Origin of the sequence: Pseudomonas sp. WMBT8 (assembly GCF_050916005.1) — a bacterium.
GTDB lineage: Bacteria > Pseudomonadota > Gammaproteobacteria > Pseudomonadales > Pseudomonadaceae > Aquipseudomonas.
Genome location: NZ_CP188096.1, coordinates 3655022 through 3670938 on the forward strand (window position 1 = coordinate 3655022; position 15917 = coordinate 3670938).

Genomic DNA, 15917 nt, shown 5'->3' on the forward strand with positions numbered 1-15917 from the left:
CCAGCTCCTACAAGGGATCTCACTGGGGCAGAGAACTTTGGCTCCACCACAGATTAAATGTGGGAGCTGGCTTGCCAGCGATGGCGCTGGGTCAGCCGCCAGCGACAGTGACTGGATTTCCGCTATCGCGGGCAAGCCCGCTCCTACAAGGGATCTCACTGGGGCAGAGAATTTTGGCCCCACCACAGATCAAATGTGGGAGCTGGCTTGCCTGCGATGGCGCTGGGTCAGCCGCCAGCAACAGTGACTGGACTGCCGCTATCGCGGGCAAGCCCGCTCCTACAGGGGATCTCACTGAGGCAGAGAATTTTGGCCCCTCCACAGATCAAGTGTGGGAGCTGGCTTGCCTGCGATGGCGGTGGGTCAGCCGCCAGCAACAGTGACGGGACTGCCGCTATCGCGGGCAAGCCCGCTCCCACAGGGGGCGGTCGGGGCAGCAAATTTTGCATACGCCCCACCTTGTGCCGAACCCACAAAAAAAGCCCCGTCTCTCGCGAGACGGGGCTTTATTTTAACGTTCTAGCAGCCGATTACAGCACCGCTTGACCACTCATTGCCAGGTCCAACAGTTCCCGATTGGCCACCGCGTACATGGCGTAGTCCGTACCCACCGCAGCACGGATTTCCACCATCATCGCGCGCCAACGCTCGACCATGCTCGCGTTCTGCTCCAGCCACAGGGCCACGCGGGCTTCCATGTCTTCTGGCGCGTCGGCCATTTGCAGAACCTTGATGGTGATCGCCCGTTGCTGCCAGTCCACGTCATCGCGGAAGGCTTCGCGGGCCTGGGCCTGCCAGTTGTTGCCCACCGGAAGATCGCTGATCTGCTGCAGGTACCACGGCAAGTCCAGGGCGCTGCCTACGGCGAAGTAGGCCTTGGCCACATCGGCAGCGCTCTGGCCGGTAACGTCAGCGGCTTCGATGATCGGCAGCAAGGTGTACAGGTGCGTGGTGCCAGCAACCATGCGCGCCAACAACTCCGGCACACCGGCTTCGACATAGGCCTGGTAACGGTTCTGCCAGCCTTCGCGGGTCGGGCCTTCCAGCAGTTCGTCGAGCTTGAGGCCTAACGCTGCCAGGTGCGGACCGAAGTGCGCCACATCGCGCGCGGCGTCCTGCTCGTTGCGACGGCTGCGCAGGAACCAGCGGGTAGCCCGACGGCCCAGGCGCATCAGCTCGTCCATCAGCGCCAGTTGCACCTCGGCTGAGACCTGGTGATCCAGGGCTTCGATCTGCCGGAACCAATGCGGGAGGTGGAAGATGTCACGCACGATCACATAGGCGCCCGCCACGTTCGCCGGGCTCATGCCGGTCGACTCTTTGAGGCGTTGCACGAAGGTGATGCCCATGTGGTTGACCAGGTCGTTGGCGATCTGGGTGCTGACGATCTCGCGCTTGAGGCGGTGGCGACGCATGGCCTCGGAGAACTTGGCCACCAGGCTCGGTGGGAACGCGGTCTCCATGTCGCGGGTCAGGTAGTCGTCATCCGGCACCAGGGACTTGAGCAGCGCTTCCTTGAGGTCGATCTTGCTGTAGGAAATCAGCACCGACAGTTCCGGACGCGTCAGGCCCTTGCCAGTCGCGGCGCGCTCGACGAGCTGCTCCTCGGTCGGCAGGTACTCGATGGCGCGGTCCAGCTTGCCACGGCCCTCCAGGTCGCTCATCAGGCGCTTGTACTCCGCCGCACGCTCGTAGGCTTTGCGAGCGGCCAGGGACAGGGCCTGGGTCTGCTTGTAGTTGTTGCCCAACACCAGGCTGCCGACTTCGTCGGTCATGCTCGCCAGCAACTGGTTGCGTTGCTTGTCGGTCATGTCGCCCGCCTGCACCACTTCGTTGAGCAGGATCTTGATGTTCACTTCGTGGTCGGAGCAGTCCACACCACCGGCGTTGTCGATAAAGTCGGTGTTGGAACCGCCGCCATTGAGGCCGAATTCCACACGACCCAGCTGGGTCATGCCCAGGTTACCGCCCTCACCCACTACCTTGCAGCGCAGCTCGTTGCCGTTGACGCGCAGCGCGTCGTTGGCCTTGTCGCCCACATCGGCGTGGCTTTCGGTGCTGGCTTTGACGTAGGTGCCGATACCGCCGTTCCACAACAGGTCCACCGGTGCCTTGAGCAAGGCGTTAAGCAGCTCGGTCGGGGTCAGCTTGTCGGCCTGGATGTCGAAGCGTTCTTTCATCTGTGGCGAGATGGCAATGCTTTTGGCGCTACGCGAGAAGATACCGCCGCCTTCGGACATGATGCTGGTGTCGTAGTCCGACCAGGCCGAACGCGGCAGCTCGAACATGCGCTGGCGCTCGATGAAGCTGGTGGCCGGGTTCGGGTTTGGATCGATGAAGATATGCAGGTGGTTGAAGGCGGCGACCAATTGCAGCTTGTCGGACATGAGCAAGCCGTTACCGAACACGTCACCGGCCATGTCGCCAACGCCGACCACCGTGATGCTGTCTTGCTGCACGTTGATGCCGCGCTCACGGAAGTGACGCTGCACCCCGACCCACGCGCCCTTGGCGGTGATGCCCATTTTCTTGTGGTCATAACCGGCCGAGCCACCGGAGGCAAACGCATCCCCCAGCCAGAAGCCGTAGTCGATGGCGATACCGTTGGCGATGTCGGAGAAGGTCGCGGTGCCTTTGTCGGCCGCCACTACCAGGTACGGGTCATCGTTGTCGTGGCGCACCACGTTCAACGGAGGCACCAGGGCGCCGTCTTTCAGGTTGTCGGTAATGTCCAACAGGCCGGAAATGAAGATGCGATAGCAGGCGATGCCCTCGGCCGCGATCTCGTCGCGGCTGCCGCCCAATGGCAGGCGACGCGGCAGGAAGCCGCCCTTGGCGCCGACCGGCACGATCACCGAGTTCTTCACCTGCTGGGCTTTGACCAGGCCCAGCACTTCGGTACGGAAGTCTTCTTCACGGTCGGACCAGCGCAGGCCGCCGCGAGCGACGTTGCCAAAGCGCAGGTGCACGCCTTCGACGCGCGGCGAGTAGACGAAGATCTCGAACTTCGGCACTGGCTTGGGCAGCTCGGGAATGGCGTGGGGGTTGAACTTGAAGCTGAAGTACGACTTGTTCTGGCCGTTGGCATCAGTCTGGTAGAAGTTGGTGCGCAGGGTGGCCTTGATCAGGTCCAGGTAGCGTCGCAGGATCCGGTCCTCGTTGAGCACCTGCACGTCGTCCAGGGCAGTGAGGATCGCTTGCTCCAGGCGTTGCTGCTTGTCTTCCAGGTCGTCGGCGGTGAGCTTGCGCGCCAGGTAGAAGCGGGTCTTGAACAGCCGGGTCAACTCGCGGGCGATGTCGGTGTGGTTGTTCAGGGTGCTGGCGATATAACCCAGGTCGAAGCCCAGGCGGATCTGCTTCAGGTAACGGGCGTAGGCACGCAGCAGTGCAACGTCACGCCATGGCAGGCCGGCGGTCAGTACCAGGCGGTTGAACGCATCGTTCTCGGCGTCGCCGTTGACGATATGCACGAACGCGTCCTGCAGGGTGTCGTTGAGCTGCTGGATATCGAGGTTCAGGCCTTCGGCGGCGGTGAACGCAAAGTCGTGGATCCAGAACTCGCGGCCATTGGCGTGACGCAGGCGGTACGGGAACTCACCGAGCACGCGCAGGCCGAGGTTTTCAAGGATCGGCAACACGTCGGACAGCGCCAGCGGGGTATCGGCGTGATACAGCTTGCAGTGCAATTCCTGCTGGCCGGTCACGTGGCCCAAAGGCTGGTAGAAGCTCATCACCAGTGGCTTGGCTTCCGTCAGGTTCAACAGATGCTGCATGTCGACCACGGCTGAATGCGCGGCGAAACGCTCGCGGTAGCCTGCGGGGAAGCCTTTGGGGAAGTCCGCCAGCACGTTGGTGCCGTGGGCTTCGCCGAAGCTCTCGACCACCAGGCTCGCGTAGTCGTCCTGCCAGCTGCGGCAGGCCTGCACCACTTCTTTTTCCAAAAGCAAGGGGTCGATATCCAGGCGGTTCTTCGGGTCAACCCGCAGAATCAGTTGGACACGGGCCAGCACGGACTCGGAGAAGAAGGTCCAGAACTCGCAATCCGAGGCCTTGAGGCGATCCATCAGCACTTGCTGGATCTTCTGGCGCACTTCGGTGGAGTAGATATCACGCGGCACGTAGGCCAGGCAGTAGCAGAAACGACCGTACGGGTCTTTGCGCAGGAACACGCGGATCTTGTTGCGTTCCTGGATCTGCACGATCGACATCACGGTGCTGAACAGCTCGTCCACCGGGGTCTGGAACAGGTCGTCGCGAGGCAGTACTTCAACCACCTGGGCCAGTTCCTTGCCCAGGTGCGCCTTGGCCTGGAAACCCGAGCGGCGCTCGATTTCCGCGACCTTGCGGCGGATATAAGGAATCACCCGGACGCTTTCGCCGTACACCGAGGAGGTGTAGAGGCCCATGAAGCGGCATTCCTTGATGACCTTGCCATCGGCATCGATCTGGCGGATCGACACGTAGTCCGGGTAAGCCGGACGGTGCACACGGCTTGGGTGCGCAGCCTTGGCGAACGACAATACAGTCGGCTCGCGCAGATAGGCCACGGCGTAATCTTCGATGCGCAGGTCTTCAGCGGTGAGGCCGGCGCGCAGCAGTTTGGTCAGGCCGAGGAAGGAAGTGGCGTCATATTCCAGATGACCGCCGTCCTGCTCGTCATGCACCACAAACTCTTCGTAGCCCAGGAAGGTGAAGTGGTTGCCCACCAGCCATTCCAGGAAGCTCTTGATCTCGGCCTTTTCTTCGCCTTCGATGGCGAACTGGCTGTTGTCGATACCGGCCAGCAGTTCCTGGACTTTGGCCTTCATCGGCTCGAAATCAGCCACGGCCACGCGCACCTCGCCCAACACCTGCTCAAGTTCCGTGCTCAGGACATTCAGCTCGGCGGCATTGGCGCAGCGGTCGATCTCCAGGTACATCAGCGATTCTTGCAGGACGTCTTCGCCCTGGGTGCCCTTGGGCAGGATTTCCAGCAACTCGCCCTTCTTGCCACGGCGCACGCTCAGTACCGTGGTTTGCAGGGTATGGATGCTGTAGCCGCGGCGGTTCAGTTCGGTGCGCACCGAGTCGACGAGGAACGGCAGGTCGTGGTGCAAGACCTCGACCGCCGTGTGGGTCGACTGCCAGCCGTGGCGTTCGTAATCGGGGTTGTACACTCGCACTTGCGGCTGGGTGTGATCAAAGCGCTCAAGCAGGCGCCAGGCAGACAGGGTGCAACCGGCCAGGTCGGACATGCGACGCTGGGTCAACTCGTCCAGGGAAATAATGCCGAAGAATTGTTCAGCGAACAGCGCCACTTGTGGCAGTGCCTGTTCACTGATGTGCTGCGCCAGTGCCGCTTGCAGTTGATGCTGGAAGTCGGCTTTGCTGGCTGCGGTGAAGAACGCCATCTGTGGTACTCCGCTTGGGCTTGTTATTGATGGAAGCGTCGCGTGTTATCCCCTGGTGGGGAGACCGTCATTTCTGTTCGCCGGTGATGATGATAAACACCATAAACGAATCAGGGTGACAGGTGGGTGAAGCTGGACAAGTCAATGAGGTCACATTCGACGTCCACTGGATGCACCCCCTGCGCATGACGGTACGGCGGGCAGGTCAGAGTCACGCAAAAGGCACATCCGTTGCGCAGCTTAACGAGTGCGGCAAGCTGGCTGCTTGCTGCACTGCGACATATTCGGTCAACACACGGCATTGCGCGGTTGCACCAAGAGCAACCCTTCCTACCGCTCAGGTGCAGGTTGAGCATTAAAAGCGCAGCCGCCAAGCAGGCTTGATCAACCTGCCGCCCGGTAAAACTTCATACATCCGTAAAATCTAATTCCTAACTCCGCGCAGGAACCGTATTTCAATATTGAGTCACTTAGTTTGAGCAGGTATTTCCTTCGACACAGGCTCTATTACCACTCAACGAGGCGCTATTGAACGTATATTCCCCCGCCCTCCGCACCCCGCTGCCAGGGCACCAGCCCCCTTGCATGCAGCCCCCTGCACCATCACGTCCGGGTAGTGCTGCCACTGCTGGGCAAGACCTTACGGCGGCCTGTTTCAAAGCGCCCGTAGCCAACAATAAGGCCGTGCAACAACTCATCACCGACTACACCTACCCCAAGACACCGGACGAAGTCACTTCGCTCCACGTCAGGCGCCAGATCAAGCAAACGTTCGGTAAAGATATTGACCCCGATAAAACTTACTTAGTGAGCATTCAATATGATCACCGCACTAACGCCCCACCTTATAGCGGGGTCATTGTTCAAAAAATATCACTGACCCAGGCAGCAAGGCTCAACCAGCAGGACGAACCTGAGTTCCACGGGGCGCTACGTTCAAAAGAAGACGGGCCCTTTGAAATAAGACAAAGCTCAACACATACCCACGACCCTGACGGCTTTGGCAGGTTCGCGCGCCCAAATGAATCGGGGTTCACCAGCCATTTTCAAGGTATTTACACTGAGCCGTCGCAAGCGACTGCCCATCTCTATGATGCAAGCAATAGAGTCGATATCAGAGCCACCGACTTTAAACAGATGGTATGGGATAACAGTTATATATCCCCTTATGACCAGTATCTGAACAATTACTGGAACAGCAATTCCCGCCATGCCTATGCCCAAGCCTCCAGAGGCGCCTTCTTGCAGGCGTCGCACAGGTCCCTGAGCGAAAACGATCGACAGATCGCCATGGGTGCCGCAGGACTACCGGCCGACCAAAGTTACCAGTCCCTTAGTCACAATGACCTGATACAGCCCTACAAGGCTGATCCAAATCTGCAAACCAAATTCCTCACGTTCAAAGGTTTTAACATGCGCGCCTTTTACACTTTGGATAAGTCCACAGGCCGGGTCTTGTTGTATCTGCCTGGCCATGGGTCCATGTTGAAAGGCTTCGACTCCAAGAAACACATGAATAAGTGGCTGGCCGAACAATTGAAGGACCCGCAACAAGTCGACAGTTTCAAACTGTACTTCCGCCCCCAGGACCGTCCCGATGAATTCCTGTCCAAAGGCATTGATGCGCTCATAGACAACACCCGTAATGTGCTTAACAGTGACCTTCCTGTCGCTACGCAAGAAAAGCTCGGGTACTTTGACGAGGGCGGCCTATTCGATGGCCAGGTAGTCCAAGGGAACCCGTTTGAGGAACTGCAGCAACGCACCGAGCAAGACCTGAAAAACGCCACTCGCTTTCAATTCGTACTTAATCGCGACGTCACGGCAAAGACTGCCTTCAAGTATTTGAATTGGGCCAAATATGGACTGCTGCTTTTAGCTCCGCTAGGTATCGCTTTTCCACCGCTGGGCGCTGCACTGACAGTAGCGAGCGTCTCAGTGGGTGCAGCAGAGCTCGGCGTTGGCATTGACAGCTATATCAATAAGCGCCCCGAGGCAGACAAGCTCATCAGCGAAGGCACGGCGAAAACCTTTGTCCCGCTGTTTACCAGTGGCCTGGGCAATGCCTTTAAACCGATCAGCAGCACAATCAGCGCCTGGGCCTTCAATCCCTGATGCCCGTTTGACACAAAAGCCGACACAAAGCCCGAGGTAATGGCAGAATTACAGCCTGCCGGCCTTGTCGCCGCCTTTCCACACAGGACTCCACATGCAACTGACCACCGCCCACCTGCTCGCCACCCCTTGCGATGACGAAGAAGACAACATGGCCATGCTGTGCTGCCACGGCACCCAGGGCGAGATGTTCATGCTGTCCCGTTATCCGGATGAGGACGAGGTGGAGCTGACCTGGGACTACGAGCCTTCGACCCTGGATGGCTTGAAGATCACCTTGAGCGCGACCACCCTGCTGGTGGAGATCGGTGCGGCGGACAAGGATGCGCTGGGCGGCAATGATCACCTGCTGATCAACCACGCCACCGCCGAGTCGGACATGGCCGAGGTAGAAGAAACCTTGCAGAACATTCTCAAGGGCACTGGCACTTACATCCGCACGCTTTGACTGGCGGCGGCTAAATCGCCATCGCAGCGATGGGGCGACCTGACACGCCCGCTCCCACCTGTGGGAGCCGGGCTTGCCCGCGATGGGGCCCTCATCAACGCCAAAAACCTCAGGCCTTTGCTGTAAGCCGCAAAAAATACCCCCCGGTTCGTTAGTCGCCAGCCCCTCCAATGCATTAAAGTAAGCGCCCCAGGCCTTGGCGTTTTTCACAATCCCCAGGCTCATCTTTCCAGGAACCGTCATCGATGGAACATCGTGAAGCGCTGCTCGCGCTGCGAACCTTTCTTTCTACGCAGATTCTCGGCCAGGAAAAACTCATCGAGCGCTTGCTCATTGCCCTGCTCGCCGACGGCCATATGCTGGTAGAAGGCGCTCCCGGCCTGGCCAAGACCAAGGCCATCAAAGAGCTTGCCGAAGGGATCGAAGCACAGTTCCATCGTATCCAGTTCACCCCCGACCTGTTGCCCGCCGACATCACCGGCACCGAGATCTATCGCCCGGAAACCGGCAGCTTCGTGTTCCAGCAAGGGCCGATCTTCCACAACCTGGTGCTGGCGGACGAAATCAACCGCGCCCCGGCCAAGGTGCAGTCGGCGCTGCTTGAAGCCATGGCCGAGCGCCAGGTCAGTGTCGGGCGCAGTACCTACGAGCTGTCGCCGCTGTTCTTGGTGATGGCCACGCAAAACCCCATCGAGCAGGAAGGCACCTATCCCCTGCCCGAAGCCCAGCTCGATCGCTTCCTGATGCACGTCAAGATCGGCTTCCCCGATGCCGCCGTGGAGCGGCGCATCCTGCAACAGGCCCGTGGCGAAGCGCTCAACGGCGAGACCAAGCCCGAACGGCGGGTCAGCCAGCAGGCGATCTTTGCCGCGCGCAAGGAAATCCTCGGCCTGTACATGGCCGATGCCGTGGAGGAATACCTGGTGCAACTGGTCATGGCCACGCGCACACCAGCCAAGTTCGACCCGGAAATGGCCGAGTGGATTGCCTACGGCGCCAGCCCCCGGGGCTCGATCGCCCTCGACCGCTGCGCCCGCGCCCACGCCTGGCTGGCCGGGCGCGACTTTGTCAGCCCGGAAGATATCCAGGCGGTGCTGTTCGACGTGCTGCGCCACCGCATCATCCTGTCCTTTGAAGCCGAAGCGGCCGGCATCGACCAGGACCGCGTGGTGCAACGCATTCTCGACGTCGTTGCCGTCGCTTGATCCCCATGAACGCCGGCGATGGAATCCGTGTTTCCCTCAGCGAATTGATCGAGATGCGGCATCGCGTGCGGGAGGTGCAACTGTTTTCCACGCCGAGCCAACGCAGCCCGCTGATCGGCCTGCACCATTCCAAATTGCGCGGGCGCGGCGTCGACTTCGACCAGGTGCGGGTGTACCAGGCCGGCGACGATGTGCGCACCATCGACTGGCGCGTCACCGCCCGCACCCAGGAGCCGCACACCAAGCTGTTCCATGAAGAGCGGGAGCGGCCGATCTTTATCATGGTCGAGCAAAGCTGCCGGCTGTTTTTCGGCTCCGGGCTGATGTTCAAGTCAGTCCTCGCCGCCCAGGCCGCGAGCCTGATCGGCTGGGCCGCGCTGGGGCACAACGACCGGGTCGGCGGCCTGGTGTTCGGGGATAACGAGCACTACGAGATCAAGCCCCGGCGCAGCAAACAAAGCCTGCTGCAACTGCTCAACCGCCTGGTGCGGGTCAACCAGAGCCTGAGCACCGAGAGCCGCCCCGAAGCCGATGCCCTGGGCATGGCCCTGCGCCGTGGCCGCGAGGTACTGCGCCCCGGCAGCCTGGTTATCGTGATCTGCGATGAACGCGCCCTGACCGAAGGCGCCGAGCAGCAACTGAGCCTGCTGTCGCGCCATTGCGACCTGCTGCTGCTGCCGGTCTCAGATCCGCTGGACCACGCCCTCCCCGCCGCCGGCCTGCTGCGTTTTGCCGAGCGCGGCGCACAACTGGAAATCGACACCTTGAACTTCGAGCTGCGCCAGGCCTACAAGGCCCAGGCCGAAGCCCGCATCGCCCGTTGGGAACTGCTCGCGCAGAAGCTGCGGGTGCTGCTGATGCCATTGAGTACCCAGAGCGAAATGGTCGAGCAGCTACGTGAATACCTCAACCCCCAGCGCCCGGTGAAAAAGCCATGAGCAGCCTGGACTCGTTGCAACCGCTGATCGCCCCGCCGGCCATTGGTTTCTGGCCACCGGCGCCGGGCTGGTGGCTGTTGCTGGTGCTGATCCCCCTGGCGGGCTGGGGCGTGTGGTGGCTGCGCCGCTTTCTGCCCGGCAAACGCCCGCTGGCCCGGGCCGAGCAACCGCTGGACCCTCTGCGTATCGCCGCCCTCGCGGAGCTGGCGCTGATGCCCAAACCCTACGATGGCGCACCGGCCGGCGCCTGGCTGCAGCAGCTCAATGGCCTGCTCAAACGCCTGTGCCGCAACGACTACCCCTACAGCCAGAGCCACACCCTCAACGGGCGCAAATGGCTGGCCTTTCTTGACAACCGCTGCCCGGCGGCCGGCCTGACGCGCTGGATGGTCCTGGTGGAAGGCGCCTACAAACCCGAATGCAAACTCGACGACAAGGCCATCGCCGGCCTCACGCAAGCGGTCGACACCTGGATTCGCAAACATGTTTGAGTTCGCCTGGCCGTGGGTCTTTGCCCTGTTGCCCTTGCCGTGGGTGATGCGCCTGATCCTGCCAGTGGCCGACAGCGGCGAGCCGGCGTTGAAGGTCAGCTTCCTGGGCGACCTCGAAGGCCTGGCCCGGCGCCGTGCGCGCATCAATCTGCCGGGTTGGCGGCAACAAGCGCCGTTCGTGGTGCTATGGCTGTTGTTGCTGACCGCCGCCGCGCGCCCGGAATGGCTCGGCGAGCCGCTGCCGATTGCCGCCAGCGGCCGCGACCTGCTGGTGGCGGTGGATGTGTCGGGCTCCATGGACTTCCCCGATATGCAATGGCAGGACGAAGACGTCAGCCGCCTGAGCCTGGTCAAGCACCTGCTGGGGGACTTTCTCGAAAGCCGCGAAGGCGATCGCGTGGGCCTGATCCTGTTTGGCAGCCAGGCCTACCTGCAAGCGCCGCTGACCTTCGACCGGCGTACCGTGCGCACCTGGCTGGACGAGGCGCGCATCGGCATTGCCGGAAAAAATACCGCGATTGGCGACGCCATCGGCCTGGCCCTCAAGCGCCTGCGGCAACGCCCGGCACAAAGCCGGGTGTTGATCCTGGTCACCGACGGCGCCAACAACGGCGGCGAAATCGACCCACTGACCGCCGCCCGCCTGGCCGCCGAAGAAGGCGTGAAGATCTACCCCATCGGCATTGGCGCCAACCCCGAACAGACCGGGACCCTGGGCATGCTCGGCCTCAATCCCAGCCTGGATCTGGACGAGCCGGCGCTCAAGGCCATCGCCGCGGCGACCGGCGGGCAATATTTCCGCGCCCATGACGGTGCCGAGCTGCAAGCGATCAAGCAAACCCTCGACCAGTTGGAGCCGGTGGCGCAACAGCCGACCCAGGCCCGCCCGGCCCAGGCGTTGTATAGCGGGCCCCTGGCGCTGGCGCTGTTTCTCAGCCTGCTGTTGGTGATCCAGGAACGCTGGCCGGATAACGCCTTGCAACGGCTGCTTAATAAACTCTCGACCAAGGGCCATTTCCTGCAACAGCACCCACAATGGCGCCAACGCCTTCAACGCCTGCGTTTGCGGAGGCGTCGATGATCGCTTTATGGCCGCACTGGTTCCGTCCCTGGTGGTTGTTGCTACTGCCCGTGCTCGGTTGGTTGCTGTGGCAACTGTGGCATCGGCAAAAACGCGCCGGGCGCTGGCAGATGATCCTGCCGCCGGCCTTCCACGCGGCCCTGCTCAGTGGCGGCAATGGCCGGGAGAGCAAATCGCCGTGGCTGCTGCTGGGCCTGGCCTGGCTGCTGGCCCTGCTGGCCTTGCTCGGCCCAGGCTGGCAACGGGTCGAGCAGATCAGCCAGAAACCCGCCGACCCGCTGGTGGTGTTGCTGGAACTGACCCCCGAGATGCTCGCCACCGACAGCCCGCCCAACCGCCTGGAGCAGGCACGGCGCAAGCTGGTGGACCTGCTGCAGGCGCGCAGTGACGCGCAGACCGCCATCGTTGTGTATGCCGGTAGCGCCCACACACTGGTGCCGCTGTCCGACGACCTGGCCACCAGCCGCAACCTGCTGGAAGCCCTGCGCCCGTCGATCATGCCCGAGGCCGGCCATCGCGCTGACCTCGCTGTGGAAAAAGCCCTGGGCCTGCTCAAGCACGGCGGCCTGGGCCAGGGTCGCCTGTTGTTGATTGGCTCGTCGCTGTCCAAGCAGGAGCGCCAGGGCATTCGCCTGCTGCTGCAAGGGCAGGCACCGAGCCTGTCGATCCTGGGCATTGGCAGCCGTGAAGGCACGCCGGTGACTCAGGAAAGCGGCGAGTTCCTCAAGGACGAACAAGGCGCGATCCTGATCCCGCGCCTGGACAGCCCGACGCTCAAGGCCTTCGCCAGTGAAATGGGCGGCCGCTATCGTCAGGCCCGCCTGGACGACAAAGACCTGCGCAGCCTGGGCCTGCTGGACGGCCCGCAAAACCTGCGCGACGACGGCCAGCGCCTGCAACTGGATACCTGGGCCGACCAGGGTTACTGGTTTTTGCTGCCCCTGCTGCTGCTCGCCGCCTGCGCCGGGCGCCGTGGCTGGCTGTTCTGCCTGCCGCTGCTACTGCTGGCGGCGCCGCAACCAAGCTATGCGTTCAGCTTTGATGACCTGTGGCTGCGCCCCGACCAACAAGGCCAGTACCTGCTCAAGCACAAACGCCCGGCCGAAGCCGCCGAACACTTTGAGAACCCACAATGGCAAGGTGTGGCCCTGTATGAAGCGGGCAACTACGCCGAGGCGGCCCGGCGCTTTGCCGAGGGCAGTGACGCCTACTCCCACTACAATCGAGGCAATGCCCTGGCCCGCGCCGGCGAGCTGGAAGCCGCGATAGACGCCTATGAACAGGCCCTGGAAGCCCAGCCCGACCTGCAGCCGGCCCTGAAAAACAAAGCTCTGGTGGAACGCCTGCTCCTTGAAGAACCGGAGCCCGAGCCGCCAGCCCCCGAAAAAAACGAGGATGACGAATCCCCCCAACCCGGCCAAACTGCGCAACCAGGCGACAACAGCCAGCAAACCAACGGCGGCGAGCAATCGCCCCAGGGCGCAGGCCAGGCGGGCACCGGCGAGACACAAACCGGCACCCCGCCCACCGCGGGCAACAACGAAGTACCCGGCAGCGAACTGGGCGACGAACAGACCACCACGCCGCCCTTGCGCCCGGCGGATGCCAACCTCGACGAGGAGCACCGCCAGGCCCTGGAACAATGGCTGCGACAGATCCCGGACAACCCCGGAGAGTTGTTGCGACGCAAATTCTGGTACGAACAGCAACAACATCAGGACAAGACTCGATGAGCCGCTGCACCCCATTTGTCTTATCGCTAGCGCTGTGGGCCGGTCACGCCCAGGCGGCCGACCTGGCCGCCAGTATCGACCGCAGCCGCGTCAATTCCGGGGAAACGGTGGAGCTGACAATCGAGTCCGATGACGTTACCCAGTTCGGCAAGCCGGACCTGTCGCCCCTCGACCCGCTGTTCGACGTACGCGGCACCCGCCAGATCAACCAGCTCACCACCCTCGACGGCAGCAACCACGCCACCACCCGCTGGATCATCACCTTGCAGCCCAAGACCACCGGCACTGTGGTGATCCCAGCGCTGCAACTGGGCGAATTCAAGACCCAGCCGATCAGCCTGCAAGTGGACGAAACCCTCGGCCAGGACAGCGACAACCAGCTCGAACCAGTATTCATCGAAGCCAGCCTCGATGAGGACAGCGTATATGTGCAGGCCCAGGCCCTGCTGACCGTGCGTATCTACCATTCGGTGGCGCTGTATGACGACAGCGTCCTTACGCCCTTGCAGTTGTCTGACGCGCGCGTCGAGCCAGTGGGTGATTCGCGCACCTATGAAAAAGTCATCAACGGCGTGCGCCATGGCGTGATCGAAATGCGTTATGGGATCTACCCGCAGCACAGCGGGCAACTGCTGATCCCCGCGCAAATGTTCAGCGCCACCATGGTCGAACCACGCCCGGCCCAGGGCACCGCGCCCCAGGCGCCCAGGCCCGGCAAGCTGTTGCATGTCAATTCCACCGAGATCCCCCTCACGGTCAAGCCCAAGCCTGCGCTCTATCCAGCGGACGCCCCCTGGCTGCCGGCGCGCAGCCTGAGCCTGGGCGAAAGCTGGAACCCGGAACCTACAAACGTGCAGGTCGGCGACTCCCTGACCCGCATCCTTACCCTCAAGGCCGAAGGCCTGGCCAGCGCCCAGTTGCCCGCGCTGCCCAGCACCGAAATCGCCGGCCTGCGGCGCTACCCCGACCAGCCGGTGCTGAGCAACCAGAACAGCGAGCGCGGGGTGATCGGCAGCCGTGAAGACCGCGAAGCCCTGGTACCCAACCGCGCCGGCGCCCTGGAATTGCCCGCCGTGGAAGTGGTGTGGTGGAACACCCACGAAGACCACCTGGAGCGCACCAGCCTGCCGGCCCGCACCCTGCAGGTGGCGGTCAACCCGAGCCTGGTGGTCGACACCCCGGCCACCCCCACCGTGATCACCGCACCGGACGATGGCCGCCTGTGGATCTGGCAGCTCACCAGCCTGTTCCTCGCCTGCACCACCCTGCTCGGCTTCGGCCTGTGGTGGCGCGCCCGCTCCCGCCCGGCGATCCAACGCGCCGCCCAGACCGGGCCCAGCCCCCGCACCTTGCTCGACGACCTGCGGCGTGCGAGCCAAGCCAACGACCCCCAGGCCACGCGCCAGGCGCTGGACGCCTGGGCACGCCAGCAACCGGAAACCCTGGCAGAGATGGCGGCGCGGTTTGTGCCGCTGTCCGATGCCCTGGATGGGTTGAACGGCGCGCTCTATAGCGAAAGCGGCCAGTATTGGCAGGGCGAAGAGTTGTGGCGGGCAGTCAAGGCCATTCCCATGGCCGAACGCGAACAGGCCCCGGTGGCCGACAGCACCAGCTTGCCGCCGCTGTATCCCAAGTAACCGCCCACTCTGTACCGACGGTGAACTCAGCTGTAGGAGCTGGCTTGCCTGCGATGGCGGTGTATTAGTCGATAAATGTGTTGGCTGACCCAGCGCCATCGCAGGCAAGCCAGCTCCCACAGGGGAATGCAGCTTCGCGCTCTGGCGTTGGAGGGATCGTCACAGATTGTTAAAGGCCAGCAATCCATATCCCTTTAATTTGCAGGACGTTTCCTAGACAATCCTTCGGCCTTGCGCCTGCACAGTCCACTGGCTAGCCTTCGCTCCTTCGCTGAGCATCAGCGATCGGGTGTGAGAACCTGCCAACCAGTAGGCGCCAAGCGCCACTACCGTCATTACCATGTTCTATGGCGGCTGTGTGCGGGCAGACTTCGGTCTGGCCGGAGTCCTACTGTCCGGTATTCTCACCCTGCACATAGCTGCCACCTTTTTGTCGAGTGAGACCGACATCGGGATGGCTCCCTTTTCAGTAGGAGCTTATGCATGAACAAAATCGTCCCCGACCCACCCCGCTTCACCCCCGACCGCGAAATATTTGACCGCGCCCTGAGCCACTACCTACAACCCGCCTCGCCCCCTTCCTTCACCGTGCATCAAGACCTCAGTTTTGAAGACGCCCTTGCCCAAATCAGTGACCTGCTGCGCTGCGCAGCCGCCACCGCAGCCGGCACCACCCAAGGGCTGACCGGCAATCAACGGCACATGGCAGGCGCCACCGAGCACTTGATAGACAAGGCGAAAATCCTGGCCGACCGTGCGCTCGACTGCCTCAAACCCCATTGACCTTCCACACGCAGCCTGCGTGGATGCGAAGGCCATGCGTTAGAGATGGCGGTGTATCAGCCAATAAATGTCTTGGCTGATCCAGCGCCATCGCCG

At 62.4% G+C, this 15917-nt stretch carries 10 protein-coding genes; 9 read left to right on the forward strand and 1 reads right to left on the reverse strand.

Translation table 11 applies throughout. From position 1 onward, the window contains the following. Positions 1 to 530: 530 nt before the first annotated feature. Positions 531 to 5390 (reverse strand): NAD-glutamate dehydrogenase, encoded by a 4860-nt coding sequence (locus ACO77H_RS16780; RefSeq protein WP_170041071.1) that lies wholly within the window; start codon positions 5388 to 5390, stop codon positions 531 to 533. A gap of 684 nt (positions 5391 to 6074) precedes the next feature. On the opposite strand from ACO77H_RS16780, the gene ACO77H_RS16785 reads away from it, so the two are divergent. From ACO77H_RS16785 to ACO77H_RS16825, 9 genes are all read left to right on the forward strand, one after another. After that, on the forward strand, positions 6075 to 7505 hold the full coding sequence (locus tag ACO77H_RS16785) for a dermonecrotic toxin domain-containing protein (RefSeq protein WP_432754314.1): 1431 nt from the start codon (positions 6075 to 6077) through the stop codon (positions 7503 to 7505). Positions 7506 to 7599: 94 nt separating this feature from the next. Beyond that, positions 7600 to 7953, forward strand: coding sequence for a hypothetical protein (locus ACO77H_RS16790; RefSeq protein WP_170057114.1), 354 nt, complete (start codon positions 7600 to 7602; stop codon positions 7951 to 7953). Between the two features lie 245 nt (positions 7954 to 8198). Then, on the forward strand, positions 8199 to 9158 hold the full coding sequence (locus ACO77H_RS16795) for an AAA family ATPase (protein WP_003218556.1): 960 nt from the start codon (positions 8199 to 8201) through the stop codon (positions 9156 to 9158). A gap of 5 nt (positions 9159 to 9163) precedes the next feature. Next, positions 9164 to 10096, forward strand: a complete 933-nt coding sequence (locus ACO77H_RS16800) for a DUF58 domain-containing protein (protein WP_432754315.1) — start codon at positions 9164 to 9166, stop codon at positions 10094 to 10096. Beyond that, complete coding sequence (locus ACO77H_RS16805) at positions 10093 to 10587, forward strand: DUF4381 domain-containing protein (protein WP_169955761.1); 495 nt, start codon at positions 10093 to 10095, stop codon at positions 10585 to 10587. Before ACO77H_RS16800 ends, ACO77H_RS16805 begins: the two co-directional genes overlap by 4 nt. After that, complete coding sequence (locus ACO77H_RS16810; protein ID WP_169955762.1) at positions 10580 to 11668, forward strand: vWA domain-containing protein; 1089 nt, start codon at positions 10580 to 10582, stop codon at positions 11666 to 11668. Before ACO77H_RS16805 ends, ACO77H_RS16810 begins: the two co-directional genes overlap by 8 nt. Next, positions 11665 to 13401 carry a tetratricopeptide repeat protein gene (locus ACO77H_RS16815; RefSeq protein WP_169955763.1) on the forward strand — a complete coding sequence of 579 codons (1737 nt, stop codon included), beginning with the start codon at positions 11665 to 11667 and terminating at the stop codon, positions 13399 to 13401. The genes ACO77H_RS16810 and ACO77H_RS16815 overlap by 4 nt, the downstream gene beginning before the upstream one ends. Continuing rightward, positions 13398 to 15038 carry a BatD family protein gene (locus ACO77H_RS16820; RefSeq protein ID WP_432754316.1) on the forward strand — a complete coding sequence of 547 codons (1641 nt, stop codon included), beginning with the start codon at positions 13398 to 13400 and terminating at the stop codon, positions 15036 to 15038. The genes ACO77H_RS16815 and ACO77H_RS16820 overlap by 4 nt, the downstream gene beginning before the upstream one ends. A gap of 483 nt (positions 15039 to 15521) precedes the next feature. Then, on the forward strand, positions 15522 to 15821 hold the full coding sequence (locus ACO77H_RS16825) for a DUF6124 family protein (protein WP_170041060.1): 300 nt from the start codon (positions 15522 to 15524) through the stop codon (positions 15819 to 15821). Positions 15822 to 15917: the final 96 nt, after the last annotated feature.